Genomic DNA, 26,533 nt, shown 5'->3' with positions numbered 1-26,533 from the left:
TTGCCTTAACTGACTGGCATTACTCTAATGGACTGTTTTTTTATGGTTGTAGCAAAAAATAAAGCGTGACTAAGCGCGGTTTTTATATTTACGAATAGTCTGCAGCTGGGCGACTGATTCAGCCAATGACGCTAATGCCGCATTGGTTTGTACGGTATCAGATTGGTTGACCAGCATTTGCTCAGCTTTCTTACGTGCTTCAACGATTTTACTTTCGTCAAGATTGTGCGCACGCATAGCGGTATCAGCAAGTACGGTGACCATTTTTGGCTGTACTTCTAACACGCCGCCAGATACATAAATGACTTCTTCTTCACCGTTAGGCGTTTGTACGCGCATCGGACCGGGTTTTAGCAAAGTAATAAGCGGGGTGTGACCTGGCAATATACCAATTTCGCCTTCGGTACCACTAGCTATTAACATGCTAATTTCGCCTGAATACAACTCTTCACGAGCACTTACGACGCGACATTGTAACGTTGCCATACTTAATTCCTTACCATCAAAGCGCGATCAAAAAACAGTAAAAACTGCGATGCGTTACTGAGGAGTAGATATAAAGGTTATATTATACCTACTCGTTAGCCCATACCAATACAACTTACGCTGCAGAAGACTTCATTTTTTCTGCTTTAGCAACAACTTCGTCGATGCCGCCCGCCATATAGAAAGCTTGCTCTGGTAGATCATCGTACTCACCAGCGATGATTGCTTTAAAGCTAGCAATGGTATCGCGCAATGGCACATATTTACCAGGAGCACCGGTGAACACTTCTGCTACGTGGAATGGCTGTGACAAGAAGCGCTGGATTTTACGCGCGCGATAAACGACTAGTTTATCTTCTTCTGACAACTCATCCATACCTAGAATGGCGATGATGTCTTTAAGCTCTTTATAACGCTGAAGAACTTCCTGCACGCCGCGAGCAACGTTGTAATGCTCTTCACCGATAACCAATGGATCAAGCTGACGTGAGGTTGAATCTAGTGGATCAACCGCAGGGTAGATACCTTGTGAGGCGATATCACGGCTTAGTACTACTGTCGCATCCAAGTGAGCAAACGTCGTTGCTGGTGATGGATCCGTCAAGTCATCCGCAGGTACATATACCGCTTGTACAGAAGTAATTGAACCTGATTGCGTTGAAGTAATACGCTCTTGCAGCATACCCATTTCTTCAGCTAGCGTTGGCTGATAACCAACCGCTGATGGCATACGGCCTAGCAGTGCTGATACTTCAGTACCCGCTAGCGTATAACGATAGATGTTATCAACGAACAATAATACGTCACGACCTTTGCCAGTGGCAGGATCTTTGGTGTCACGGAAGTACTCAGCCATGGTCAAACCAGACAGTGCAACACGTAAACGGTTACCTGGTGGCTCATTCATCTGACCATATACCATCGCAACTTTAGATTTGCTAAAGTCTTCAACGTTGACAACACCCGCTTCTTGCATTTCGTGATAGAAGTCATTACCTTCACGAGTACGCTCACCAACACCAGCAAACACAGATAAACCTTCGTGTTTAAGGGCGATGTTGTTGATCAATTCCATCATGTTGACGGTTTTACCAACACCAGCACCACCAAACAAACCAACTTTACCACCTTTAGCAAACGGGCAAAGCAGATCGATAACTTTAATACCAGTCTCTAGCAGTTCAGTACTGTTTGACTGTTCTGCATAGCTTGGGGCTTCACGGTGGATAGACCAGCGCTCATCTGCAGCAACTGGACCTTCTTCATCGATAGGACGACCAAGAACATCCATGATGCGACCTAATGTACCCATACCGACTGGTACAGAAATAGGTGCGCCTGTGTTAGTCACTGGTAGGTTACGCTTTAAACCTTCGGTTGAACCCATCGCAATAGTACGTACGATACCGTCACCTAGTTGTTGCTGTACTTCTAGGGTGGTTTCAGTGCCGTCTACTTGCAAGGCATCAAAAATTTGAGGAACTTCGTTACGGTCAAACTCAACGTCAAGAACCGCGCCAATAATCTGTACAATACGACCGCTACTCATTGCGTTCTCCTTGAACTTCTGTATATAGTGGGTTTTATAAAGGGTTTCAATTATGAAACAGCAGCAGCACCGCCAACGATTTCCGAGATTTCTCGGGTAATCGCCGCTTGACGCAGCTTATTATAAACCAACTGTAAATCGTTAATTAGGTCACCAGCATTATCTGTTGCCGCTTTCATCGCAACCATACGTGAAGACTGCTCAGAGGCAATGTTTTCCATTACCGCTTGATAGACAATCGACTCGATATAGCGACCAAGTAATTCATCAATCAAGGTTTTAATGTCAGGCTCGTAGATATAATCCCAGCTCAGCTCTGTTTGTATGCCACTTTCTTCATCACCAAATGAACCCTCTGGTAAAGGTACCAATTGGTTGACAATCGGTTTTTGGGTCATGGCGTTGACAAACTGGTTATAGACCACATAAATACGGTCTAATTTACCGTTGCTATAGTCTTCTAACATCGCTTGAACCGGCGCGTTTAATTGCTCAAACGTCGGTTTATCACCATAGTCAGTAACGGCTGAAGTGACTTTACCACCGAAGTTTTTAAAGAAACTCACGCCTTTAGCACCAATAACGGCAAACTCGGCTTGTACGGACTGGTCTTGATACTGCTGAATGCTTTTAGATAAAGCTTTGAATAGGTTAATATTCAAACCACCCGCTAGGCCGCGATCTGATGTGATGACAATATAGCCAACCTTATCAACGGAACGCGAGACCATGTATGGGTGTTTGTAATCTGATGAGGCATGCACCAAATGCGAAATAACCCGGCGCATACTATCAGCATACGGGCGACCCACTTCCATGCGCTCTTGGGCACGGCGCATTTTACTAGCAGCTACCATTTGCATAGCGCGAGTAATTTTCTGGGTACTTTTAATACTGGTGACTTTGGCACGTATCTCTTTTAAGCTTGCCATAATGATTCCAATATAAGAGGGTTAAAAAGCATGGGCGTATGCAACAATCATTTAATATAAAACACTGAACTTATCGAAATAATGTCTTTACATCTTGTGGCATGACGCAATCTTAGACCTTCATTGGTTAAAACAGCGGCGCGATTATCTTAAAGGAAAGTCTTTTAGACTTAAAAAGTTTCTTAAATAATGCGCCACTTTTTGCGCTCTAAAGCCGAGCGCTAACCACTTCAGGTTTAACCCGTTAAATTAATAACTGTGATTTTGTTTAAAGGTCTCTAAAGATGACTTTAAACGACCTGCGATATCATCATTATAATTCGCAGTGTCATCAATCTCACGCATCAATTCACTCTGCTCATCATGCATATAGCGTAAGTAAGCTTCTTCAAAAGAACCAATTTTTTCAACAGGAACGTCCGCTAAGAAGCCTTCGTTCGACGCATAAATAACCGCGGCTTGCTCAGAGATAGACATTGGCTGATATTGTTTTTGCTTCATCAACTCAGTCACGCGCTCACCATGATCAAGCTGTTCGCGAGTTGCATCATCAAGGTCTGATGCAAACTGAGCAAATGCTGCCAATTCACGATACTGAGCTAATGCAGTACGGATACCACCAGACAGTTTCTTGATAATCTTCGTCTGAGCAGCACCACCAACACGCGATACCGAGATACCAGCGTTGACTGCTGGACGGATACCTGAGTTAAATAGGCTAGACTCTAAGAAAATCTGACCATCAGTGATTGAAATCACGTTGGTTGGTACGAAGGCAGATACGTCACCGGCTTGGGTTTCAATGATAGGTAGCGCGGTTAAAGAACCAGTTTTACCAACCACTTCACCATTGGTGAATTTTTCTACGTACGCGGCGTTTACGCGTGATGCACGCTCAAGTAAACGTGAGTGCAAGTAGAATACGTCACCAGGATACGCTTCACGACCTGGCGGACGGCGTAGCAATAGTGAGATTTGACGATAAGCAACGGCTTGTTTTGATAAGTCATCAAATACAATCAGCGCATCTTCACCACGGTCACGGAAGTATTCACCCATCGTACAACCTGAGTACGGTGCGATATATTGAAGTGCTGCTGGCTCTGACGCTGAAGCAACGACAACAGTGGTATATTCAAGCGCACCAGTTTGCTCAAGCTTACGTACCACGTTAGCAATGGTAGAACGTTTCTGACCGATTGCGACGTATACACATTTAATACCAGATGCTTTTTGCGCAATGATCGCATCGATAGCCATCGCGGTTTTACCCGTCTGACGGTCACCAATGATAAGCTCACGCTGACCACGACCGATTGGAATCATGGTATCAACGGCTTTATAACCAGTCATGACTGGTTGATCAACTGATTGACGGTCGATTACGCCTGGGGCGATTTTTTCGACTTTATCAGTCATCTTGGCATCGATAGGACCTTTGCCATCAATAGGGTTACCTAATGCATCAACAACACGGCCTAGCAACTCAGGACCTACGGGTACTTCCAAAATGCGACCAGTACAATAGGCTTTTTGACCTTCTTGTAGTTTTAGGAAGTCGCCTAATACTACTGCACCAACAGAATCACGCTCTAAGTTAAGCGCCATTCCGTAGATTTCACCTTCAAACTCAATCATTTCGCCGTACATGGCATCTTCAAGACCATGAATCTGCACGATACCGTCAGATACTTTGACAATCGTGCCTTCATTCTTTGCAGTTGCACCCGCATCAAGGTCTTGAATACGCTGCTTAATCAGATTACTGATTTCCGCTGGATTCAATTGTTGCATTGCCTTGTTTCCTTTAATTTATGATAACCCGCCACTGACTTAAATGCTCTTATATCACGCAAGCTTTAGTAAGCTGCACGGATGATTGGCATTAGGCCGTTAGCTGTGTTTTTAACTGTTGTAACTTGCCACGCATCGAATCATCGATAATTTTGTCACCGACTTTAATCGTAGCGCCCGCCAATAGACTTGGATCAACCGACTCATGAATCACCACGCTCGCATTGAGCGAATCGGCAAGACGCGTTTGCAGCGTATCACGCTGGGCATCGGTTAATGGATAAGCAGAGGTCACATAAGCGTCAAGCTGCTTTAAGCTTATTGCCTTGTGACGGCGATAATGCTCATAAACTTCAGGAAGCAGCGCCAGACGCTCTTGTTCTGATAACTGTTTAACGAAGTTACTAAGTGCTACTGATACTTTAGGATAGCTGGCGTTTTGGTCATGACGAGCCCCTTGGGTCTCACCTAATAACTGCTTAAAAGCAGAATCATTCGCGCTAGCTACTTGCGTATCATAAAGATCGACCAAAGCAGCTGACTTATGCTCAGCAGAAACGGCTGGATTGTCTAGCCAAGTACTGAACGACTTGTCATTGACAACGGTAGCGGCAATAAATAAGAAGTTTTCCCACTCATTTACTACCCCGTTTTCATTGGCATAGTCAAACGCGGCTTTAGCGTACGGTCGTGCTAAGGTTGATAAGTCAGCCATGATATCCTCACAATTACAGCTTCGCCGCCAGTTGGTCTAACATACTGGCATGTTTTTGCACATCGACTTTGTCTTGCAAAATCTTTTCAGCACCAAGTACAGCCAGTTCAGCAACTTGGGCACGCAATGATTCACGCGCTTGATTGATTTCTTGGTCGATAGAGGCTTGCGCTTGTTGACGAATGCGTTCGCCTTCCGCTTGGGCTTGCAATTTTGCATCTTCAACAAGCTGATTGGCGCTCTTGTTCGCTTGCTCAATTAGCGCAGCAGCTTTAGTTTTTGCAACATCAAGCTCCTGCTGTACATTTTGCTCCGCGGTCGCTAAATCTGCTTTTGCTTTTTCTGCAGCATTCAAGCCTTCAGCGATTTTACGCTGACGCTCATTAATGGCACCGATAAGTGGTGGCCACACGAATTTCATGCAAAAAATCACAAATATTGCAAAAGCAATGGCTTGACCGATGAGGGTAGAATTGATATTCACGTGATCACCTCTTTGTTAATGAAAAATCAGTTTCATTGATCATATTTGATAGCCAAACTTTGGCTATGTTTAATATACAAACTTTGACCACCAAACATTTACAACTGAGCTTTCTGATTAACCTGCTAGAGGGTTAGCGAACAACAATAGCATAGCAATACCAACACCAATCATCGGTACGGCATCAAGTAGACCTGCCACGATGAACATACGAGTTTGCAGTTGTGAACCAAGTTCTGGTTGACGTGCAACACCTTCTAAGAACTTGCCGCCTAGAATAGCAAAACCAATGCCTGTGCCAAGTGCGCCAAGACCGATAAGCAGTGCTACTGCGATAACTGTGTAACCACCTAATACTGGATCCATTGATGTATCCTCATTTACCTATTGAATGTATAATTAATGTTCAGTTGATGATGCAAGCGACATATAAACTATCGTCAACATCATAAATACGAACGCTTGAAGGGTAATAATTAAGATGTGGAAAATCGCCCACGGCACCGATAACGCCCATTGAATCCAAAACGGCATCAGGGCAATCAATACGAAGATTAGCTCCCCAGCATACATGTTACCGAACAGACGCAAACCTAGTGAAATGGGTTTGGCAATCAAAGTAACAAACTCTAAGATAAAGTTGATGGGGATTAAAATGATTTGCATGATTGGGTTTTTGGCGCTAAACGGATGCAGTGTTAACTCACCAATAAAACCACCCAACCCTTTTTCTTTAATACTGTAGTAAATAATCAGCGCAAAGACAGAAAATGACATGCCTAGGGTGATATTAGGGTCAGTCGTTGGCACAATCTTGAAGAACACGTGATGTGGATCATGACCCATCGCAGCGCCAACTTGACCTGCTAGACTTGGAATGAAGTCGATAGGCAATAAATCCATTAAGTTCATCAAGAAAATCCACACAAAAATGGTCAACGCTAGCGGCGCAATCAATTTTGAGGTACCACTGTAAGAATCGCGAACGTTGTTATCAACAAACTCAACGATCATCTCAACCGCTGCTTGAGTTTTGCCGGGAACGCCTGAAGTAACTTTTTTGGCAACCATCCAAAAGATGGCACAAAATAAAATACCCAGACCGATTGACCATAACATGGAGTCAAGATGGATAGCTTTAAAACCCATTAACCCTGCTTCTTCAGCAGTATGGGCAACTTTCCAACCTTCGCCCGGCAGATAGCCGTACGTCCAATTCGTTAAGTGGTGAGAGATATATTCTGATGATGTTTGCTCGGATGCCATAATGTAAGCTTCTTATTAATCAACGATTTAATCAACTACCAAAAAATATGGTTGTCATCTGATGAGGTGTTGGCGGTTTTATTTAATCTACTACAAAGCAAATCAATAAATCCTGTGACAGCCCTCATGTAACCAATAACATCCAACCCATAGCTCTATAACTACTCTGTTATTCTTAAATGACTGAATAACCAATTTTTTATTGCGACCGCTCAATTTGATAGTCATGGATAAATTTTAGCTATCAAAAAAGGGCGCACGATTATTCATTAATGGCCCTTGCATATCTACGCAAATTTTTAAGTATGTGTTTACTTGTCTCGCTTTACTTTCATCACACCTAATACGGTGCTCAGCAGCAAGACAGTTAGCTGTCTATATTAATGCAGCGTTGTAATCGTGTAAAGTCAATTATGACTTTTTTATTTACGGTATGAATACGTTAACCGCTGTTAACGTTCGCTACTATGGCTTTGCGTATATCCATCAAAGCCGACAATTTAATTGTATTTAAACACCCTATTTAAAAAGAGGGTTACTTATCGCGATTTTTACGCTTAGCTCTAGTTAAGCGTCTTTATTCATACTTTTATTGTAAAAACAGTTTTCAGTCATTTAATCATTGATTGATGACTTTATAACAGTAATCTTAGAGAAGCTGGACCGCAGGATGACAAATGTACGTACTGTATTATTAAGCTATTAAAATTATAATAGCTGCTAAATCTAGCGTATCTGCCACAACATCCAACTGTGACTAATCTGCATTACCATAAAACCGACGAATAGCGCAGGCGCTGATAGAGGTTGTATGGTAATAAAAATTAGTGCAAAACCACATACGGTCAGTAGCCATTTGACCATTTGACCACGATATAGCTGGCTGACAATATGTCTGCGCGCGCGATATCCGGTATACCAAAAGATAAATCCAGCAAAGACCGCTTGGGTGGCAAAACTGAGTAGCGCCCCAATAGCGTTGCTCTTTGCAATAACAAGCGTATTGCCGTTATTACCCAACCAAGTAACATCTACTATCCAACCGAGCACAATCAGGATAAATAAAATCCATGCTTGGCGTTTTAGATAAATAACAATCTTATCTCTTTGGGTGCGTTTGGCAGGCTTGGTCATTGATATTTCTATAGCTCTATAACGTGGGACAACGCCGCACCGTTGCGACAATATTATCCGTGAATGACTCACTCTACAGACGTTATCTTTTAACCAAAATAAAACGCCACTTATTATAGGGAGCAAGCAGATTTTAAGCAAGTGAAATATGCCTTTTATCAAGCATTTAGTTATTTAACCCTGAAAATCTCTCTACAGAGTCAATAAAGCAACGCTAATAACCTCTAAATCCACCTATTCTACTGTTAATTTGCTGGATATTACTCAGTGAATGAGTCTTTCATCATTTTAACCCGCTTAAAAGCGCAACTTGCCATGAGAGTTTGACCGACAGTTAGGAGATACATTGGCGAATTTGTTGCGCCATTGCCTGCCAACCGCTAATAAAATCTTTACTGTTGCTCATATCTTCCGCTTGGACGGTACTTTTAACCGGTTGTAATTTTGCCAGCAAACCTTTAGCAGGCTGACTTGGGCTGACCAAACACATTTGTTTTGCTGGGCGCTGCTCATTTAACCAGCGTAATTGACTGGCTTTTGGCGCTAAATGATGATCGGTACTTAAGCTACCCATTAGTTTAAGCTTGGCGCTGTCTTCTATGTATTGATAAGCATCGTGATAAGCCCAATACGGCAAAGGTTTTTGCGCGTGGTTTTTATTGGCTGCCGCCACGGCCTCATTCATGCGCTGGGCAAATTTTTGTGCATTGGCATGATAGAGCTTTTTATATTGCGGATTGGCATGGCTGTGAATGACGGCAAGTGCTCGCGTAATGGCTTTGGCGTTTTCAGGATCGAGCCAAATATGTGGATCGAGCGTGCCAGCAATGGCTTTGCCTTTAACATCACGCAGTGGATGACGATTAAAGGCATCGAACTTGAATAAGGCAATCGCATTTGGTGCACTATTGAGCGTGGTGGCTAGATTGTTTTCTAGCGGCTCGCCAAACCAAACCACAAACTTACTGTTTTGAATTGCCTTGATATCGCCGGGACTGATACTGCCGTGATGCCCTACCTCCCCTGCTTGCAATAATTGCTTGGCAGATGGTGCGCCTTCCGTCACCGCTTGGCTTAATAAAAATAGCGGATAGTTACTGACGCTCACCGTTGCCGCTTGCGCGCTCATCATTAATGAGGCAAATGTAAGCACGCCAGTTATGAACAATCGCGGTAAGCGCAGAGGTAAATGCATAGAGTTTTTAAAAAATGAAATCATAATGACGGCTTTTAAGGTTTAAGGATAAAGGTTCAAGGATAAATGGCAAAGGTAGTTATAAATGTTGTGCAACGTTATTCTGGTTATAAAACAACAGACCTGTGAATAAATGCAAAGGACTTCTCTGTTTTGCTTTTTAGTATGTTATACTATAACAATATAAAAAACCATTATAAAATATCCATTATCTAAAAACGCTGTCCGTCACACCGCTAGATCATCTTTAGGAGCTTGCTGCATGTCTACTCATTCATCTGTTTGCGCTCATATCCATGATGTGCAAGATTTTACAGCGTCCGATGTCAATGAGCGTTTACTAGCAGCCAAAGAGCAATGTCGCTCAAGCGGCGCGCGCTTTACGCCGCTGCGTCAACAAATCTACCAGCTGGTGCTAGAAGCCAATAAACCAGTGGGCGCTTATGATTTAATCACCCAATTGCAGCAGATGCGCCTTACCGAGCCTGAAGCAGAAAGTGATAGCTCGAGCCATCAAGCAAATACTCAAACGCCAAAAAACGTCGCTCCGCCGACGGTTTATCGCAGCTTGGAGTTTTTATTGAGCGAAGGCTTGATTCACCAGCTAACCTCTATCAACGCTTATGTGCCTTGCTGTCATCCCCGCGCCCAGCATACGGCAGCATTTTTAATCTGTGCGCAGTGTCAGCGGGTACAAGAATGCAGCAGCTTGCCAGTACAAGAAATGATGAGCTTTGCGGAACAAGATGTTGGCTTTATGGTCGAGCGTAGCGTCATTGAATTGAGCGGTCGTTGCCAAGCGTGTCAGTAAAGTAATGGTTTGCTTATATTTTTTGCCTGTATTTTGGGTTTATACCTTTATGCTGAACCGTTATTCTGTCTTTTTTAATTATTATCCATACATCAGTACTGCCCTATGAGCCTAGCAATTTTACCAACCAAACCATCCTCTGCTGTTAATCTGAGTGATAAGATAATGCCTAATGCCACCAAACTGCTGAGCTTAAGTGATATCAGTTACCATATCGGGCAGCAACATATCCTCTCGCATATCGATATTGATATCGCCGTTAATGAAACGGTCAGTCTGATAGGTCCTAATGGCGCGGGCAAATCAACCTTAGTCAAGCTTATTTTGGGCTTAATCGAACCGACGAGTGGCCAGGTAACGCCACACCAAAACTTGCAACTTGGCTATGTACCGCAGCGCTTTGCCGTGCCGCCTATTTTACCGTTACGCGTTTGTGATTTATTGGCGCAAGCCGATAAAAAGCGCTTAACGGTTGAGCAGCGCCAATTTATCTTTGATAATTTATCGTTGACACATTTATTGTCGCGGCAAATGCTGCATTTATCAGGCGGTGAAACCCAGCGGGTATTATTGGCACGCGCCTTATTAGACAAGCCCAATTTATTAATTTTAGATGAGCCGATGCAAGGGCTTGACCCTGATACTGAGGTTTGGCTCTATCAGTTTATCGATGAGCTGCCAGAATTTTTGCGCTGCGCTATGCTAGTGGTTTCACACGATTTGCATTGGGTCATGAAAGGCAGCCGCCGCGTTATTTGTCTGAATAAGCATATTTGCTGCGAAGGGCAACCAAGTGAGCTTGCCATCAGTTTGGAGTTTCAAAAACTCTTTGGTCATCATTATGAGCAGCCTTATGTGCATCAACCGCACGCTTGTGAGCACCATGCCCCAAGTGAAATATAATTAAAAAACCAAGCTTTTCAGGCAACTTACCTTGTCCCTTTTATACAAACATCACGGATATCTATTATGACCGCTTGGTTAGCCATCATCGCCCCTGCTTGGATTGCTGGTAGCATTTTAGCGCTACTTTCTGCGCCTTTAGGCTGCCTAGTCTTATGGCGGCGCATGGCATTTTTTGCCGATGCCTTGGCACATGGCACGTTACTTGGTGTGGCGTTGGCAGTTTTGTGGCAATTACCGATGGGCATTGGCATTGGCATCGTCAGTATTTTGGTCGTACTGGGCTTGGTATTCATCGATGATGAGCGTTTGCCGGTCGATGCGGTGCTGGCGGTGGTTGCGGTATCGCTGCTGTGTCTAGGGTTATTAACTTTGACGCAGCTTACCGATCAACAAGCCAACGTCTTAGGTTTTTTATTTGGCAATTTGCTTGAGCTTGATTGGGCAGATTTGCCGTTGATTGCGGCCAGTGTTTTAGTGGGCTTGGGATTACTGATTTATATTTGGCCCGCACAAATCAAGCTTGCGACTCATGAGGCGCTCGCGCGGATTCAAGGGATCAATCCGATGCGTCAACGTTTGTTTTTTATGGGGGTATTAGCTGGGTTTTGTGCCATTGCCTTGCAAGCCGTTGGTAGCTTATTAATCAGCGGTCTATTGGTGTTGCCAGCACTGACAGCGCGCTTATGGTCGGCATCACCAAAACAAATGGTCGTTATCTCTTTAATCATTGCCCAACTGGGCGTTACGCTTGGCGTTTGGGGCAGTATTTGGCTAGATATCCAAACGGGGCTTGCTATCGTTTTGGTACTGGCTATTTTATTCTTTGTGGCGCTCATTATCTCAAAGCTCATAAGCAAAAATTCCATCTTGGCAAAATTTTGGTCCCCACGCCGTTAGATTTATTGGGATAGAGCACAGGATTTGTAATGAGCTCAGCCATGACTATTCAGGTCGTGATTTTGATATTTGCTTCGCCCTTGTCGAACTTTATTTCATCAATATTGCTAGAGCTTTAATGCCCATTATGTTATAAACTTTCCTGAATACTATCAATGCGATAGTTGGTGAATATTTGGTTTAATAAATGCCCGCCGCTTTAATTTAAGACTGTTTTTATTTAACCAATGTTTTCGTTTCATCATATTTTAATTTTTTATCGTTTTGTTTGATAAGGGACTAAACCCCATGCTTAGCTACCCCGCCAGCGCAATCAGCACGCCAGACGGACAGGTCAATGTTTTGCAAATTACCGATTTGCACTTATCCTCCCACGTGCCGGCGGCTGACGAAACCAGTAGCGAAGTAGCGGTTTGCCAATACAGTTTTGAGGCGATCATCAAACAAGCGTTAAGTGAGGAGCGGCGCTGCGATTTAATCCTTGTGACAGGCGATTTGGTCAATAAAGTACAAGCAGAGATCTACGATCATATTTTTAAAGTACTGCAAGCAACGGGTATCCCTTTTGCTTGTATCGCCGGCAACCATGATGTCACTGATGAAAATAATAGCGAGCTACCGTTCTTCCAGCGTGAGCTTATCGCCAGACCGGCGGACAGACGCTTATTAAACCGTCATGTTATCGAAACTAACCATTGGCAGTTGCTGTTGGTAGACTCTTCGATGACAGGCAAGGTAGAAGGGGAAGTGACATTAACCGACATTGATTGGCTATGTGAGCAGCTAAAGGCCTGCGCTAAGCCTGCGCTTATTGCGCTGCACCATCATGTGATAGCAGTCGATTCGGACTGGATTGATCAGCATATGGTCGAAAATGCCGATATTTTTTGGCAACGGATGGCGGCTTTTAAACATCTCAAAGTCATTATCAGCGGGCATACCCACCAAGAGCAAGTCCGCCATCGGCAAGGAGTAACGGTTTATAGCACGCCCTCTACCTGCTATCAGTTTAAGCCTTTTGCAGATGATTTTGCTTATGATAAAAGCGCCCTGCCCGGCTATCGCTGGTTGCAATTAGCCAACAATGGAGAGGTTGCAAGCTGGGTGGAAAGACTAGATACTTGACAACCAGTTTTATTGGCATAAATTTGGCTAGTATAATTTTGCCAGAGTGTGTATGTTATAGGGCTAGCGAAGAGTGCTGGTTTTATAGACCACCACGGCGCGATTGCTCATACTAGCAATGTAAACATAAAGCTAAGAATGATAAATAACTTATATCATAAATAAGGTAAAAAATGAGAACGGTCTATATTTAGACAAAATTATAATAGCTAGGATGGCTAAATCGACCACAAGCTAAGTTTCCACAGTCAGTGATTTGTAGCTTTATTTAACGGCTAGCATTTAAATAAAAACATTCATAACAATATACCTGACCATTGATAATCGATAGATCGCTAGCAGTATATCGAAATAACCGTATGTTTAGATCAGCTGTGTTACTTGTGTCACTAAGTGGTAAAACGCTTATAAAAGAAACCATTTATAGCGTTTGGTAAATTGATAACGTCTTGTCTGTCGATAGGTCGTTTTATTGAATTAATTTGAAAAAGTAGGATACCCATATGAGCACCCTGACCCCAAACCCAAATCCAAGTGATGTAAAGTTCACCCCTTATGCGCCTGCCGAAAATGAAGAATACATGTCGGATGAGCAGTTGGCGCATTTTAAAGCCATTTTATTAGATTGGAAGCATCAATTGATTGGCGAAGCGGATCGTACCAAGACTTATATCCAAGATGAGTCCAGTGCCATGCCTGATATCAATGACCGCGCTACGCAAGAAGAAGAGTTTGCCTTAACCTTGCGTACGCGCGACCGCGAACGTAAGCTGATTCGCAAAATCGATAAATCTATCGCTGAAATTGAAAACGAGGATTATGGATTTTGTGAAACTTGCGGCGTCGAGATTGGCCTGCGTCGTCTTGAAGCGCGTCCAACCGCGACCCAGTGCATTGACTGTAAAACTTTGTCTGAGATTAAAGAGCGTCAAAACCAAGGCGCTTAAATCCAGCCAATTTAACAGTCATTAATTATGTTAATACGCATACGGGCGGCCATTTATTGGTCGCTCGTTGCGTTTTATGGTGTTGTTTCTTGTTAAATAGCTTTTAGTGGTTGACACGGCACCAACAAAATACGCATATTTAGCAAATATCTTTTTGGCATCGATTTACTTATTCTATCTATTCCTACTTTAGCTAAGTGTCTATTTTGAAAACATCTGCTACCTCTATGGCAAATACGCCTATTACCTCTACTTTACCCCAACCTATTGGTCGTTTTGCGCCGTCGCCAACCGGTGAGCTGCATCTTGGGTCGTTAACCACGGCACTTGCCAGCTTTTGTCATATCAAATCTCTTGGTGGCAAATGGCTACTGCGTATCGAAGACACGGATACCGAGCGCTGTGATAGACAGTTTACCGAGCAGATTTTGATTGATTTAGAAGTGCTGGGGCTGCACTGGGATGGCGATGTCATCTACCAATCTGAGCGCCTTGATATTTACAACGATTATTTATCTTCAAGCCTATATCCGCTGACTTACGGCTGTCAGTGCTCGCGTAAAAGTCTTGAGCGTTATTGGGAGCGTAAGGCCATAGGAGAAAGCATGGACGCAGAGCAGGTACAGGAAAAACTGCTGCACAGACAACGCTATCCGCGCTGTTGTCTAAATGCCAATCTTGATAAAGAAAAAAATAAACTGCGTATACAGCTACCAGATTACCGTATCGGCTTTAAAGACGGTATTCAAGGCCTGCAATGGAGCAATCCGCAGCAAAGCTTGGGAGACATGGTGGTGCGTCGCCAAGACGGCATGATTAACTATATTTTGGCTGCCAGCCTCGATGATGGCTTGCAAGGCATTACCCATATTATGCGCGGCTTGGACATTTTACCGATGACTACTGCGCAAATTAGCATCATGCGTGCAGCAAGCTTACCCGCTATCGATCATTGGTATCATTTACCATTGATATGCAGTCCTGACGGTCAAAAGCTCTCTAAACAAAACCTTGCCCAGCCAATTGATACCCATGACCCAAGTCATCTAATTGCCCATGCTTTGCAGCTATTACAGCAACCTGCCGTTGATAGAGACACTCCGACAAACATGCTTGCTCAAGCAGTTGCACAGTGGGATAACTTACCCCTGCAAAATAGGCAGTCTTTAAATATGCCTAACATTTAATAAAATCGCGCTAAGCCTTAATAGAAAAAACGCCGCTATGAGCGACGCTTTTTTATCATTAATAACTGGATTGCTGTAAATAATCTAATCATTAAATGACTTAGTAATAACGGCACTGGCTCTTTTCAATCTCAGGGCTTTCTTTATAAATCTTTAATAAAACCGCCACCATCACCAAGCTAATCAACATCGACGAGCCACCATAACTGAAAAACGGCATGGTCAAACCTTTGGTTGGAATCGCACCCATATTCATCGCCGCATTAATAATCGTCTGCGCAATAAACACCACCGCGATACCAAAAGCGGTATAGCTCATGCGCATTTGACGACGTTTTAGAGCATTATAGCTGATGCGCATCGCACTTCCGATAATCAGTGCTTCAAAGATGAGAATCATGGTCACCCCAACGAAGCCCAACTCCTCACCAGTAATAGCGAGTAGAAAATCGGTATGCGCCTCTGGTAAATGCGACAGTTTTTGCACGCTTTCGCCATAGCCGACGCCAGTAAACTGTCCGCGACCAAAGGCAATTAAGCTACGTGCTAGCTGATAATCAGTGTCTTGTACATCATCAAAAGGGTCTAAAAACGACATCACCCGTACCAGTCGGTATTGTACGGTTGCCACCATCAATACAGCACCGCCAACGGCGACGGCACCGAGCGCGATAAACTGCTTATAAGGCGCGCCAGCAATATAAAAAATGGCAAAGACCGTACCAATAATAACCACAAAAGAGCCAAAATCTGGCTGCGCCAGCAACAGAACGGTGATCAATCCAACCACGATGGCTATGCGTAAAAAGCCATCCCAGCCGTTACGTACCTCAAATGAGCGCCTTACAACGAAGTCTGAGACAAAGATAATCATCACCAGTTTGGCAAGCTCTGCGACCTGAAAGTTAAAACCGCCGAGCGTGAGCCAACGCTTCGAGCCATTGATGGGCGTACTAAATAAAGTGGCAAACAACAATAACCCCGTGATGGCCAAGAGCATAAACTGGGTTTCGGTTTTATAAAGCCTTTTTAGCGATACCGCTTTATAAGAAATACCAGCGATAACCAGCCCAATCGCCATGTACAAAAGCTGATTATAAAAGAAATGCAGCTCGCTCATGCCGCGACTGAGGGCAAACGGGATAGAAGCAGAAGCCACCATCAACAAGCTGAGCACCAACATACAGCCAACGCTTGCTAATAAAATGGCGCGCGCTGAGGGCATGGAGAGAACGCCATCTGAGCCAGTAGCTCGCGGCGATTGAGAGTTTGATCGAAAAAAAGAAGAGAGCGCCATAATTTTATATACACTAGCAAACAAGAAAACACGGCGTTATAAAACGCCACCGTTTAAAAAAATGAAGTTGATTTTATCCAACAGATAATAGCAGACAGCAAAGCGGTGACAAACCCCGATTGTTAATCGTTTAGCTTGTCAGTATTAATAGTCCAGTGGTTAGCAACATGAATAGCAACGATGGTTTGCAAATCGTTTATCGCCTGCTTTATTACCTAGTTGACAGTAGCAGCAATTTATAAGCAAAACAATCATTTATCAAAAAACGCCTGCCATTTTATAACGCTAATCCAAACCGCTTAAAACCTAATGCTCATACTACCTCAAATCAAGAAGTCTTATCTGGTAACAAGATACCTTATGACGCCTTATCTAATTGGTTGACCAGCTGACTAAAGTATTTGCCGCGTTCCGCAAAGCCACTAAACTGATCGAAGCTGGCACAAGCTGGTGATAAGAGCACCGCTTGTACTTGCGATAAACTGCTTTTTGTGACTTGCTGAATTGTTGCAAAAGCGCCCTCTAGCGTTTGGCATTGATGCATCGAGACCTCATCATCATTGATACGTGCGGCGCGTAAATGTTGCTCAATCTGTTGGCTATCTTCGCCAATAAACAGCACTTGGCTGACGTATTGATTGATAAATGGCGTTAATTCGCCAAATTGCTGACCTTTACCCTGCCCACCTAAAATTAATAGCAGTTTACCGTCTTTAGGCGCATATACCGCTCCTAAGCCCTCGACTGCCGCCATGGTTGAGCCAATATTGGTGCCTTTAGAATCATTAAAATAATCAATGCCAGCGATCGTAGCCACATACTCGCAGCGATGCTCAAGTCCTGTAAAGCTCTGCAAGGTAGCGAGCATACTATCAAGTGGTAAACCTGCCAGCTCACCCAATGCCAAAGCTGCTTGGGCGTTTAGTAAATTATGCCGACCTTTGATACGTAGTTTATCTGCCGATAGCAGGCGCTCTGTCCCGCGGGCCAAATACGTCTGCCCTTCTGAGTCGGTAATCAGTCCATATTGACCTTTGTCAGGGGCGTGAATGCCCGTGCTTAAGCGTGGCAAATTATCAGCCACTAGCGGGCGCGTCAAGGCATCTTCGCGATTGATAACCACTGACTTGGCGCCTTGAAATATACGATGCTTGGCCTGATGGTAGCCGAGCATATCGCCATGGCGGTCTAGGTGGTCAGGCGACATATTGAGCACAGTAGCTACTTGCGCGCCTAAATTAGTTACGGTCTCTAACTGAAAACTTGATAGCTCGATAACAGCCAATTCCATCTCGGTATTGGACAGTAACGTCAGTGCTGGCACGCCAATATTGCCACCTACGCCAACATTGACCCCGGCATCGGCGGCCATTTGTCCAACCAAGGTGGTGACGGTACTTTTAGCGTTAGAGCCTGTAATCGCAACAATCGGTACGCGGCACGCTTCACAAAATAATTGAATGTCGCTGACAACAGGAATACTCGCCTCTTTCGCCGCAGCAACGGCCGGGGTTTTTAAAGAGATGCCTGGACTGATGATAATACGAGCCGCTCGCTGCAATAAATCGGCGTCTATCGCGCCAAATTGGCGAATCTCAGCAGCAGCAGGTAATTGGTCTGCTAAAGTGGGATTGACTTGATTGTCGGTGACAGCGACTTGGTAACCTTGCTTGGTCAAATACTGCGCAACCGACAGTCCCGACTGCCCCAAACCGACCACGACTTGTAAACCACTGCCCTTATGAAGTAAGGATTCTGTTGCGGTGTTAGTGGTCATATCTATTCCTTCTATCTATTGGACGAACAAAATTGTATCAAGCATCTTAGCTTTATCAATAGTATTGATAATGGCTTTTTATAGTGGGCTTTACGCTAAACGTCAGGGCTACAAGCATTCTAAGCCAGTTTGAGCAAGTCTGCCTAAATCTGTCTGAACCTGTGTCAATAAGCCACTTTGGCTGATGAGCATCATAAAGCCATTGCCCTGATTTCGGTACTGGTTTTTTGAGGCTTTGTGTTATTATGCGCCTGTTTTTATATTGCCTCGCTAATGCTATAATAGCCGCCTTAATAACAACCGCTACTATAGTGAGCACTATTTAACCCAATCTTTAATCTAGCATTTTAGTGTAGCATGTTGTCACCCTTATCGCGCCATTGTCATCGTCCTGCAGTTATGTTTTTTATGCTGAGGTGGACATAACAGGCAACCGCTGCCTTATATTTTGACGTTTTGTCTGACAAGAGATGTATCTTCTTCCGCCGTATTCACGGCAAACACTTATTCATGATTTTAAGGACTGTTATCCTGTCGATTAAGGGTGACGGTTTGTTTGATACCGCTATAAAGGTCGATAACCGTTAGTCTCGATACAAACATTTTAATGGGGCGCTTTATTGCTCGATCATAAATGGTTGTTTTTTTTGCCTCTAACCCTATACAGTTTACTTATGACATCTTTTTTTGGCAGTTTGCGTGAAGAGTGGTTTTCCAATATTCGCGGTGATACGTTATCAGGTTTAGTGGTCGCACTGGCCTTGATTCCAGAAGCGATTGCCTTTTCTATTATCGCTGGTGTCGACCCAAAAGTCGGTTTGTATGCCTCATTTTGCATCGCTGTGGTCATCAGTTTTGTCGGTGGACGGCCGGGTATGATTTCGGCGGCGACCGGAGCAATGGCACTGGTGATGGTTGATTTGGTCGCCGAGCACGGGCTGCAGTACCTGCTTGCCGCTACGTTACTGTGCGGCGTCATTCAAATCATCATGGGTATTTTAAAACTTGGTAACTTGATGCGCTTTGTGTCGCGCTCGGTGGTCATCGGTTTTGTCAATGCGCTGGCGATTTTAATCTTTGCCGCTCAGTTGCCTGAGCTGAACCCAATGACTGAGCGCGTCGGCATGACGGTTTATATCATGACGGCGGCAGGCCTTGCGATTATTTATTTATTTCCGCTGATTCCTAAAATCGGGCGCGTGATTCCCTCACCGCTGATTTGTATCGTTGGTTTGACTGCAGTCGCCATGTATATGAATCTTGATATTCGTAACGTCGGTAGCATGGGTGATTTGCCTGATTCTTTACCGGTGTTTTTATTACCTGACATTCCGCTGAACTTTGAAACCTTAGTCATTATCGCACCTTATTCTATCGCGCTTGCCATCGTAGGTTTATTAGAATCTATGATGACCGCGACCATCGTTGATGAGTTGACCGATACGCCCAGTGATAAAAACCGTGAATGCCGGGGTCAAGGTATGGCCAACGTCGTATCAGGCTTCTTTGGCGGTATGGCAGGCTGCGCGATGATTGGGCAATCAATGATTAACGTCAAATCTGGCGGCCGTACGCGTTTATCAACGCTTATTGCTGGCGTGGTGCTACTCATCTTGGTGGTATTTTTAAGTGAGTGGGTCAGCCAAATACCGATGGCAGCATTGGTGGCGGTGATGATTATGGTCTCTATCGGCACCTTTAATTGGCAATCTATTCGAGAGTTTAAAACCCACCCGCTGTCCTTTAATATCGTGATGCTGGCGACCGTTTTGACCACTGTCTTTACCCATAACTTAGCGTACGGCGTTGGCGTCGGGGTGCTACTTTCAGCATTGGCGTTTGCCAATAAGATCGGGCAATTCTTAACGGTCTTTAGTGAGTATGACGACAGTAGCAACACTCGTTATTACTATGTGCAAGGACAGGTTTTCTTTGCGTCAACGACGCAGTTTTTGCAAAGCTTTGATACCAAAGAAGCGTTGGACAGCGTACAAATCGATGTTAGCCACGCCCACTTTTGGGACGTGAGTGCCGTCGACACCTTGGATAAACTGGTCATGCGTTTGCAGCGCGAAGGTATTGATGTCAAAGTGGTTGGACTCAACAGCGCCAGCCGTACCCTTATCGATCGCTTTTCGATTCACGATCGCCGAGATATTGGACTCTTAGATTAAACAAAACGGTATTGGTGTTATCAAGCTGACTGCAATAGTGTCTTTATTCATCAGCAATTATATTGGTATATAAAATCAGGCTCGCGGCTTAAAGGCACTCCTTTAAACCACGAGCCTGTGTTTTTATTATTGAGATAGGTGGTGCCCTTATGAGTAATTTGAAGCCAGATAGTGTGATTGCTTGCTTGGACTGCCCCAATCATGTGCAAGCGGTATTGGATGCCAGTATGTGGGCCTCTACTCGTCTGCAAGCACCTATTGGTCTGCTGCACTCTGTACCAAGTTTGCAACAAAAAGCGGCCGTTGATTATTCCGGTTGTCTCAATGTTGACGATGAAAATATCTTGCTAGACCAATTCACGGCACAAGAGCATTTGAGCAATAGCGAGCTAAAAGCTCAAGGTAAGCTGCTGCTACACCAAGCCAGCACGTATTGTGAGCAGCAACATCAAAAGCTAAAAACCTATACCTTGCATCGTCATGAAAGCTTGAGTGACAGCATTGATTATGTTGACGACAAAGCACAATTAATCGTCATTGGTCATCATGTGACTTGCAAATCAACCTTGAGTCAGCTGATACGTTTGAGTCACTGCCCCATTTTGGTGACCCATGCACCATTTTTGCCCCCAACGACGGCATTGTTTGCTTTTGATAATAGCCCAACTTCGCATAAACTGCTCAATTGGCTGTGTAAAACGCCGCTTATTCGCGCTTTGACAATACACATTGTCATGGTTGCTAAAGAAAATTCAGAAAACTGCGATGCACTGCGGGAAGCCTATGCACGCCTTAAACAAGCGGGTATCAAATGTAAAAAAGCCTTGCTCGACTGCCGTGATGTGACTGCCGCCTTAAATTACTATCAAAGCAAAAACGATATTGGTTTGCTGATGACGGGTGCCTTTGGGCAACCGCGTCTGCTTGAGCTGCTAAAAGGTAGTGAAACCAAAAAACTGCTTGGTAGCACCAAAACCCCGTATTTACTCTTCCCTAAAGCTTAAAACCTTCTTTTATTTAGATATATAGTTTTGATTTTAAACGCTATTATTAATAATAGCGTTTTTAATAATCGACGTTTTGAAAATTCTCACGTGCTTACTTTTCTGGCGTCTCCTCGCGTTTTTCTTATTAGATTTCTTATCAAATTTCTTATCAAATCGTCACATGAAATAAAGTGATAGCCTCCCCAAGCGCTTAAAAAGTTGGTTATAATAAAGTGTTTATTCTCCCAACGTTAAAGGTTGATGACTTAACTTATATTCATAAAAGCAATGTTATCGTTGCGATATAGGCAAAGGTCTCTGTCATTATCATGATTATTTTTGAGAAAATGCGTACAAACCTACCAACCCCCTTGAGTAGGTTTGGCACAGTTCTTGAACGACTTACCATGAGCCTGACAATAATACGAGCCAGCAAAAGGCCTCTATTAACCTGCGACATCATCTATATAAGGATTTTTTTATGAAGCTAATCACTGCGATCTTAAAACCGTTTAAGCTCGATGATGTGCGTGAAGCGCTTTCTGACATCGGTGTAAAGGGCGTTACCGTCACCGAAGTCAAGGGTTTTGGTCGTCAAAAAGGTCATACCGAGCTCTATCGCGGTGCTGAATACGTGGTGGACTTTTTACCTAAAGTGAAAGTTGAGGTAGCGGTGATGGATGAAATGGTCGAGCCTGCTATCGAAGCCATTACGCGTATTGCCAGTACCGGAAAAATCGGTGACGGCAAGATATTTGTGACCAATCTTGAACAAGTCATTCGTATTCGCACCGGTGAGACTGGCCCTGACGCTATTTAATAGTTAAGCGCCAGACCACTTATAAACACGGATTTATAGGTCACCTCGATCACTGTATTGCATCTATTCAAGGGGGAATTAATATGCAAAATCAAATCTTTGAGCTCCAGTACGCGCTAGATACGTTTTATTTTTTGATGTGTGGTGCACTAGTCATGTGGATGGCCGCTGGCTTTACCATGTTAGAAGCTGGACTGGTACGCTCAAAAAACACCGTCGAAATCCTCACCAAAAATATTGCCCTCTTTGCTACCGCCTGTACCTTATATATGATCTGTGGTTATGCCATTATGTATGATGGTAATTTGTTTTTGCGCGGTATCGCAGGCACTGAAACCTTGGTTGCCGATGCTTTAACGAGCTCAGCTAAAAACGGCTTTAATGGCGATGCGGTATACTCGGCGGCTTCCGATTTCTTCTTTCAAGTGGTCTTTGTCGCTACCTGCATGTCAATCGTTTCAGGGACAGTGGCAGAACGTATGAAATTATGGTCCTTTTTGCTGTTCGCCGTTGTCATGACAGGGCTTATTTACCCATTAGAAGGCAGCTGGACTTGGGGCGGTAAAGCCGTATTTGGCTTATTTAGCCTTGGCGATTTGGGGTTTTCTGATTTTGCAGGCTCAGGTATCGTGCACATGGCAGGGGCGGCAGCGGCACTATCGGGCGTTCTACTTTTAGGGGCGCGTAAAGGTAAATATGGCCCTAACGGTGAGATACGTGCGATTCCCGGTGCCAATTTACCTTTAGCGGCGCTTGGTACGCTTATCTTATGGATGGGCTGGCTTGGGTTTAACGGCGGCTCCGTACTCAAACTTGGCGATATTGCTAGCGCCAATGCCGTTGCCATGGTGTTTTTAAATACCAACGCCGCTGCTGCAGGTGGAGCGATTGGCGCACTTATTATCGCACGCATGATTTTTGGTAAGGCAGATTTGACCATGTTATTAAATGGTGCATTAGCAGGTCTGGTCGCTATCACCGCCGAACCCTCTACGCCTTCAGCGCTGCAAGCAACGCTATTTGGAATGATTGCAGGCGTCATCGTGGTCATATCCATCCTTATGTTAGATAAAATAAAAATCGATGATCCAGTTGGCGCTATTTCTGTGCATGGGGTGTCTGGCTTCTTCGGTCTAATGCTAGTGCCATTAACCAACCCAAAAGCTACTCTACTAGGACAAATTGCTGGCGCAGCGACCATATTTACTTGGGTGTTTATCAGTAGCTTGCTCGTTTGGGGTATTATTAAGGTTGTGCTGGGCCTACGTATCTCTGAGGAAGAAGAATATCAGGGCGCAGATATCGCAGAATGTGGTATGGAAGCCTATCCAGAGTTTATAAGGTAAACCATAAAACCGCTGTTGATAAAATTTATAGCACTAAAAATCCCGCAAAACCTTTCAGTCTTGCGGGATTCTTTATTCTTTTACAGTTTGTCTCTTTATAAAGGTTGGTCTAACAACCAAAATTTATAAAATAGGAGTATATCTGCTTATTTCTTTTTCCACGTTTGGCTACGTGAGAATGGGCCGATATAACCTTTTAGTTTTAAAGTACTACCACTTAGATTGGCGGTCATACGATAATCTTTACCTTTTTCAGGGTCAGTGATTGTACCGCCACTGTATTTACCACCACCGTCAGCTTTTAAGCCTTTGATAATAGTGGTACCAACGTGTTTTTTGCCTTTAGCTGAGTTGGTATCAATTAATGTACCAGTAAGGACACCATTAGATTCAGTGATTTTGACCAAACCTTTTGGCTGGCCTTCGTCATAAGTCTGCCAAGTGGTGTTGTGTAATGGGTCAGCGGCAAATGCCATACTTGCCATACTAATACCAGCAACTGCTAAAGTGGTTTTTGTGAATAATTTCATAAACTGACTCCCTTCATTTAATGATTACTAGAAACAGTGTGTTTCTAATGTCTTCGCTTATCCTTTTATCAACAATCTTTTATTGCAAACCTTGTGGTTCTACGCTCGTTTTAAGCAAGTAACCTTCATTAATATGTTATCAATGATTGGTTTGACAGAAAAAGTTCGATCGACATAAGCGATGTCTTGACCCATTATAAGCAATTTTAAGATTTTGCCTAGTAATTTTTTTATAGTTTATTATTTCTCTAAAATCAAAAGCATATCAAACAGTTACAGGAACGGATTGTCTATAATTTTATCCGCTTGGTCATCTTTTTGTTTTGACTTATCATCGTAATTGCTATATTGACTGCGATTTTTAAAAGCCAGCATAATTTTGCTGGTCAGCTCATGTAGCTGCTGCGCTTGTTCATAACCAGTGTCGTTAAATACCAGATTAATGTCACCATAAATGATGATTTTATCTTCTTGGTTTTCAATGACCAAATCGCCAATTTGCATACTTTCATGATTATTCATAAAGGGTTCAATCATTTAAGCCTCCTCTACCTTAACAGTGCGTTACGTGAATTTGCAATGCTGTGGGAATATAGTGACGTTTAGACGCCTTATGCTTTTAATTGTGCCACGAGCCAGTCGATGATAGCCAGCACAAATAACATCCAAGTGGGCTCTTCTGGCGTATTTTCGGGTAAATCTGAGCTGTCACCTGCCTTTAATGGTAAATCAAATGCGCGCGCTTTGGTTTGGGCATCAAGTACCGGTAACACGTCGATGCCAATCTTGGCGGTTAATTCATCGAGACTAATCACTTCTATACGCTCTGATTCATCATTGGGCGCATAATACACGCCTGCTTGATTACTCGCAGGTATGTAAACCGCCTTAAAAAAATGACTGGGTACCAGTACACGATCCGCCAGTTGTTTGGTCTTTTTATCAGTAAATGCAACTCCAGTTACAGTATAAACTTCACCGTATTGCTGGGTTAGATAGCGCGTGGCTGATTCAATATTACGCCAAATATAGCGATTATTACGCGGTGATTGCGGCGCGATATTAGCAAGACTAAAGCTATCGTACTGCTGGCTGCGATTGGCCATATTGCCATTAGGCGCTAAATGCCCACGATCGTAACCGGAGCCTGAATAATCAGACAGTTTGGCGCGCATGGATTTTGGCAGGCGGCTTTCTTCATGAAAACTGTCTTCACGATCAATCTGTTTGGCTTGCTGCAAGCGCTTGCGGTCGAGATATTCTGCTGACCAAAGCGGAGTGCGTGAGACGCCCGAGTACATAACGGCAAAACCGTCCATACATAGCGCTTGGGTATTGTTGCTAAGCTTAGGATTGGTGAATTCAGGATAGACGCCACCATAAAACGACTGGCTACACTGGCTGAGGTCATCCGCTTGTGCAGACGACATCCCTATTAAGACAGTGAATACTGCCATTATGAGGTTATTTTTAACCGGTGCTTTATCTTTAAAAAAACTTATCATGCCACTTTCAACCATCTATGCCTGCCATTACGTATGCGCTATCCTAGCAGGCAGTTAGCAATAAAGAAAGATGCGGCGCAGGCCGTGACATTTTAAATGCTATCCGCTATACTGAGGCAGCCAAAAATCTTGGTATTGCAAAAAACGGTGAAGTGGGTGAGTGGCTGAAACCGCACGCCTGGAAAGTGTGTATACGTTCATAGCGTATCGAGGGTTCGAATCCCTCCTTCACCGCCAATCTTATAAAACCCCAGTTTTCCCACCTCGCCCCAATTCTACCCATATACCAACCAAACCCTTTATAAATAACGCGTCTAGCGTTTTTTTTATGCCTACTATTTTCCCAATTCGACCCAATGTGACCCACCTATCCTATGGCTTGTGTTGGTCTATCTGTTGGTCTATGATTTCATTAGACCTCAAAAAGACCAACATTTAAGCTTTATGATTCAGCTTTAGACCAACGTTTTTGTTGTATCTATTGATTCATATAGCTTGTAGCCATAGGGAATAGACCAACATGTTAAACGATAGTAAGATACGCAAGCTCAAACCTAGTGAGAAATGCACACCTTCGTGTCCTGATAAATATAGTGGGTGGTGTATCAAAAAGTATGCTGGAGTAATAAAAGAAGGGTGACAGCCGAAGCAAGATGATATATTTGAGGTT

Annotated in this window: 25 protein-coding genes and 1 tRNA gene; 11 read left to right on the top strand and 15 right to left on the bottom strand. The window is 43.8% G+C overall.

Annotation, left to right across the window (positions count from 1 at the left end):
• Positions 1-69 precede the first annotated feature (69 nt).
• The 10 genes from B2866_RS02885 to B2866_RS02840 all read right to left on the bottom strand — a co-directional run bounded on the left by B2866_RS02885 (position 70) and on the right by B2866_RS02840 (position 9,579).
• Positions 70-486, bottom strand: coding sequence for a F0F1 ATP synthase subunit epsilon (locus B2866_RS02885; protein WP_191690707.1), 417 nt, complete (start codon positions 484-486; stop codon positions 70-72).
• Positions 487-601: 115 nt separating this feature from the next.
• Entirely contained in the window at positions 602-2,035 is a 1,434-nt protein-coding gene (gene atpD, locus B2866_RS02880; RefSeq protein WP_068404254.1) for a F0F1 ATP synthase subunit beta, read from the bottom strand.
• Between the two features lie 50 nt (positions 2,036-2,085).
• Positions 2,086-2,967 (bottom strand): F0F1 ATP synthase subunit gamma, encoded by an 882-nt coding sequence (gene atpG, locus B2866_RS02875; protein WP_296190540.1) that lies wholly within the window; start codon positions 2,965-2,967, stop codon positions 2,086-2,088.
• Positions 2,968-3,216: 249 nt separating this feature from the next.
• Positions 3,217-4,761 carry a F0F1 ATP synthase subunit alpha gene (gene atpA / locus B2866_RS02870; RefSeq protein WP_068404258.1) on the bottom strand — a complete coding sequence of 515 codons (1,545 nt, stop codon included), beginning with the start codon at positions 4,759-4,761 and terminating at the stop codon, positions 3,217-3,219.
• A gap of 91 nt (positions 4,762-4,852) precedes the next feature.
• Positions 4,853-5,476 (bottom strand): F0F1 ATP synthase subunit delta, encoded by a 624-nt coding sequence (locus B2866_RS02865; protein WP_296190528.1) that lies wholly within the window; start codon positions 5,474-5,476, stop codon positions 4,853-4,855.
• A 13-nt stretch (positions 5,477-5,489) separates the two neighbouring features.
• On the bottom strand, positions 5,490-5,960 hold the full coding sequence (locus B2866_RS02860) for a F0F1 ATP synthase subunit B (RefSeq protein WP_025651436.1): 471 nt from the start codon (positions 5,958-5,960) through the stop codon (positions 5,490-5,492).
• 117 nt (positions 5,961-6,077) lie between these two features.
• Positions 6,078-6,326, bottom strand: a complete 249-nt coding sequence (gene atpE, locus B2866_RS02855) for a F0F1 ATP synthase subunit C (RefSeq protein ID WP_025651437.1) — start codon at positions 6,324-6,326, stop codon at positions 6,078-6,080.
• Between the two features lie 33 nt (positions 6,327-6,359).
• Positions 6,360-7,226: a F0F1 ATP synthase subunit A gene (gene atpB, locus B2866_RS02850; protein WP_068404261.1), complete on the bottom strand. Its 867-nt coding sequence runs from the start codon at positions 7,224-7,226 to the stop codon at positions 6,360-6,362.
• A gap of 726 nt (positions 7,227-7,952) precedes the next feature.
• Positions 7,953-8,360: an ATP synthase subunit I gene (locus B2866_RS02845; protein ID WP_296190523.1), complete on the bottom strand. Its 408-nt coding sequence runs from the start codon at positions 8,358-8,360 to the stop codon at positions 7,953-7,955.
• A 334-nt stretch (positions 8,361-8,694) separates the two neighbouring features.
• Positions 8,695-9,579, bottom strand: coding sequence for a metal ABC transporter solute-binding protein, Zn/Mn family (locus B2866_RS02840; protein WP_296190520.1), 885 nt, complete (start codon positions 9,577-9,579; stop codon positions 8,695-8,697).
• A 238-nt stretch (positions 9,580-9,817) separates the two neighbouring features.
• Here B2866_RS02840 and B2866_RS02835 point away from each other — a divergent pair, with 238 nt between their 5' ends.
• From B2866_RS02835 to gluQRS, 6 genes are all read left to right on the top strand, one after another.
• On the top strand, positions 9,818-10,366 hold the full coding sequence (locus tag B2866_RS02835) for a transcriptional repressor (protein ID WP_296190517.1): 549 nt from the start codon (positions 9,818-9,820) through the stop codon (positions 10,364-10,366).
• Between the two features lie 165 nt (positions 10,367-10,531).
• On the top strand, positions 10,532-11,269 hold the full coding sequence (locus B2866_RS02830) for a metal ABC transporter ATP-binding protein (protein WP_409520892.1): 738 nt from the start codon (positions 10,532-10,534) through the stop codon (positions 11,267-11,269).
• Between the two features lie 66 nt (positions 11,270-11,335).
• Positions 11,336-12,169, top strand: a complete 834-nt coding sequence (locus B2866_RS02825; RefSeq protein WP_296190513.1) for a metal ABC transporter permease — start codon at positions 11,336-11,338, stop codon at positions 12,167-12,169.
• A gap of 288 nt (positions 12,170-12,457) precedes the next feature.
• Positions 12,458-13,294, top strand: a complete 837-nt coding sequence (locus tag B2866_RS02820) for a metallophosphoesterase (RefSeq protein WP_296190509.1) — start codon at positions 12,458-12,460, stop codon at positions 13,292-13,294.
• A 503-nt stretch (positions 13,295-13,797) separates the two neighbouring features.
• Complete coding sequence (dksA, locus tag B2866_RS02815) at positions 13,798-14,241, top strand: RNA polymerase-binding protein DksA (protein ID WP_068404274.1); 444 nt, start codon at positions 13,798-13,800, stop codon at positions 14,239-14,241.
• 227 nt (positions 14,242-14,468) lie between these two features.
• Positions 14,469-15,428 (top strand): tRNA glutamyl-Q(34) synthetase GluQRS, encoded by a 960-nt coding sequence (gluQRS, locus tag B2866_RS02810; protein ID WP_296190543.1) that lies wholly within the window; start codon positions 14,469-14,471, stop codon positions 15,426-15,428.
• A gap of 100 nt (positions 15,429-15,528) precedes the next feature.
• Here the strand turns inward: gluQRS and B2866_RS02805 are convergent, their stop codons facing one another.
• Together B2866_RS02805 and murD are read right to left on the bottom strand one after the other, a co-directional pair.
• On the bottom strand, positions 15,529-16,653 hold the full coding sequence (locus B2866_RS02805; RefSeq protein WP_296190505.1) for an FtsW/RodA/SpoVE family cell cycle protein: 1,125 nt from the start codon (positions 16,651-16,653) through the stop codon (positions 15,529-15,531).
• Between the two features lie 430 nt (positions 16,654-17,083).
• Positions 17,084-18,502 carry a UDP-N-acetylmuramoyl-L-alanine--D-glutamate ligase gene (gene murD, locus B2866_RS02800; protein WP_296190504.1) on the bottom strand — a complete coding sequence of 473 codons (1,419 nt, stop codon included), beginning with the start codon at positions 18,500-18,502 and terminating at the stop codon, positions 17,084-17,086.
• 674 nt (positions 18,503-19,176) lie between these two features.
• Between murD and B2866_RS02795 the strand changes: the two genes are divergently transcribed.
• From B2866_RS02795 to B2866_RS02780, 4 genes are all read left to right on the top strand, one after another.
• Positions 19,177-20,676 carry a SulP family inorganic anion transporter gene (locus tag B2866_RS02795; RefSeq protein WP_296190502.1) on the top strand — a complete coding sequence of 500 codons (1,500 nt, stop codon included), beginning with the start codon at positions 19,177-19,179 and terminating at the stop codon, positions 20,674-20,676.
• Positions 20,677-20,825: 149 nt separating this feature from the next.
• Positions 20,826-21,680: a universal stress protein gene (locus tag B2866_RS02790; protein WP_296190499.1), complete on the top strand. Its 855-nt coding sequence runs from the start codon at positions 20,826-20,828 to the stop codon at positions 21,678-21,680.
• Positions 21,681-22,143: 463 nt separating this feature from the next.
• Positions 22,144-22,482, top strand: a complete 339-nt coding sequence (locus tag B2866_RS02785) for a P-II family nitrogen regulator (protein ID WP_011514651.1) — start codon at positions 22,144-22,146, stop codon at positions 22,480-22,482.
• Between the two features lie 83 nt (positions 22,483-22,565).
• The gene (locus B2866_RS02780) at positions 22,566-23,828 is read left to right on the top strand and encodes an ammonium transporter (protein WP_296190496.1); all 1,263 of its coding nucleotides are present in this window, start codon (positions 22,566-22,568) and stop codon (positions 23,826-23,828) included.
• Between the two features lie 146 nt (positions 23,829-23,974).
• Here B2866_RS02780 and B2866_RS02775 read toward each other — a convergent pair whose 3' ends face one another.
• The 3 genes from B2866_RS02775 to B2866_RS02765 form a co-directional block, all read right to left on the bottom strand.
• A complete protein-coding gene (locus tag B2866_RS02775) occupies positions 23,975-24,358 on the bottom strand; it encodes a DUF2147 domain-containing protein (RefSeq protein ID WP_296190494.1) in 384 nt (127 codons plus the stop codon).
• A gap of 273 nt (positions 24,359-24,631) precedes the next feature.
• Positions 24,632-24,895: a hypothetical protein gene (locus B2866_RS02770; protein ID WP_296190491.1), complete on the bottom strand. Its 264-nt coding sequence runs from the start codon at positions 24,893-24,895 to the stop codon at positions 24,632-24,634.
• Positions 24,896-24,969: 74 nt separating this feature from the next.
• A complete protein-coding gene (locus tag B2866_RS02765) occupies positions 24,970-25,863 on the bottom strand; it encodes a DNA/RNA non-specific endonuclease (protein WP_296190489.1) in 894 nt (297 codons plus the stop codon).
• A gap of 146 nt (positions 25,864-26,009) precedes the next feature.
• Here B2866_RS02765 and B2866_RS02760 point away from each other — a divergent pair.
• A tRNA-Ser gene (locus B2866_RS02760) sits at positions 26,010-26,100 on the top strand.
• The last annotated feature ends 433 nt before the right edge of the window (positions 26,101-26,533 follow it).

The organism is Psychrobacter sp. UBA3483, from assembly GCF_002377905.1.
GTDB lineage: Bacteria > Pseudomonadota > Gammaproteobacteria > Pseudomonadales > Moraxellaceae > Psychrobacter.
The sequence above is the reverse complement of the archived record's forward strand: the minus strand, read 5'-3'. Positions and strand labels throughout refer to the sequence as shown.

What these genes read in the sequence shown, in the direction of transcription:
- B2866_RS02825 (WP_296190513.1), top strand. Translation starts at nt 11,336, where the DNA reads ATGACCGCTTGGTTAGCCATCATCGCCCCTGCTTGGATTGCTGGTAGC.
- atpD (WP_068404254.1), bottom strand. Translation starts at nt 2,035, where the DNA reads ATGAGTAGCGGTCGTATTGTACAGATTATTGGCGCGGTTCTTGACGTT.
- B2866_RS02835 (WP_296190517.1), top strand. Translation starts at nt 9,818, where the DNA reads ATGTCTACTCATTCATCTGTTTGCGCTCATATCCATGATGTGCAAGAT.
- B2866_RS02805 (WP_296190505.1), bottom strand. Translation starts at nt 16,653, where the DNA reads ATGCCCTCAGCGCGCGCCATTTTATTAGCAAGCGTTGGCTGTATGTTG.
- dksA (WP_068404274.1), top strand. Translation starts at nt 13,798, where the DNA reads ATGAGCACCCTGACCCCAAACCCAAATCCAAGTGATGTAAAGTTCACC.
- atpE (WP_025651437.1), bottom strand. Translation starts at nt 6,326, where the DNA reads ATGGATCCAGTATTAGGTGGTTACACAGTTATCGCAGTAGCACTGCTT.
- atpB (WP_068404261.1), bottom strand. Translation starts at nt 7,226, where the DNA reads ATGGCATCCGAGCAAACATCATCAGAATATATCTCTCACCACTTAACG.
- B2866_RS02830 (WP_409520892.1), top strand. Translation starts at nt 10,532, where the DNA reads ATGCCTAATGCCACCAAACTGCTGAGCTTAAGTGATATCAGTTACCAT.
- B2866_RS02765 (WP_296190489.1), bottom strand. Translation starts at nt 25,863, where the DNA reads ATGATAAGTTTTTTTAAAGATAAAGCACCGGTTAAAAATAACCTCATA.
- atpG (WP_296190540.1), bottom strand. Translation starts at nt 2,967, where the DNA reads ATGGCAAGCTTAAAAGAGATACGTGCCAAAGTCACCAGTATTAAAAGT.
- B2866_RS02775 (WP_296190494.1), bottom strand. Translation starts at nt 24,358, where the DNA reads ATGAAATTATTCACAAAAACCACTTTAGCAGTTGCTGGTATTAGTATG.
- B2866_RS02790 (WP_296190499.1), top strand. Translation starts at nt 20,826, where the DNA reads ATGAGTAATTTGAAGCCAGATAGTGTGATTGCTTGCTTGGACTGCCCC.
- B2866_RS02785 (WP_011514651.1), top strand. Translation starts at nt 22,144, where the DNA reads ATGAAGCTAATCACTGCGATCTTAAAACCGTTTAAGCTCGATGATGTG.
- gluQRS (WP_296190543.1), top strand. Translation starts at nt 14,469, where the DNA reads ATGGCAAATACGCCTATTACCTCTACTTTACCCCAACCTATTGGTCGT.
- B2866_RS02795 (WP_296190502.1), top strand. Translation starts at nt 19,177, where the DNA reads ATGACATCTTTTTTTGGCAGTTTGCGTGAAGAGTGGTTTTCCAATATT.
- B2866_RS02865 (WP_296190528.1), bottom strand. Translation starts at nt 5,476, where the DNA reads ATGGCTGACTTATCAACCTTAGCACGACCGTACGCTAAAGCCGCGTTT.
- B2866_RS02885 (WP_191690707.1), bottom strand. Translation starts at nt 486, where the DNA reads ATGGCAACGTTACAATGTCGCGTCGTAAGTGCTCGTGAAGAGTTGTAT.
- B2866_RS02780 (WP_296190496.1), top strand. Translation starts at nt 22,566, where the DNA reads ATGCAAAATCAAATCTTTGAGCTCCAGTACGCGCTAGATACGTTTTAT.
- atpA (WP_068404258.1), bottom strand. Translation starts at nt 4,761, where the DNA reads ATGCAACAATTGAATCCAGCGGAAATCAGTAATCTGATTAAGCAGCGT.
- B2866_RS02820 (WP_296190509.1), top strand. Translation starts at nt 12,458, where the DNA reads ATGCTTAGCTACCCCGCCAGCGCAATCAGCACGCCAGACGGACAGGTC.
- murD (WP_296190504.1), bottom strand. Translation starts at nt 18,502, where the DNA reads ATGACCACTAACACCGCAACAGAATCCTTACTTCATAAGGGCAGTGGT.
- B2866_RS02770 (WP_296190491.1), bottom strand. Translation starts at nt 24,895, where the DNA reads ATGATTGAACCCTTTATGAATAATCATGAAAGTATGCAAATTGGCGAT.
- B2866_RS02845 (WP_296190523.1), bottom strand. Translation starts at nt 8,360, where the DNA reads ATGACCAAGCCTGCCAAACGCACCCAAAGAGATAAGATTGTTATTTAT.
- B2866_RS02840 (WP_296190520.1), bottom strand. Translation starts at nt 9,579, where the DNA reads ATGATTTCATTTTTTAAAAACTCTATGCATTTACCTCTGCGCTTACCG.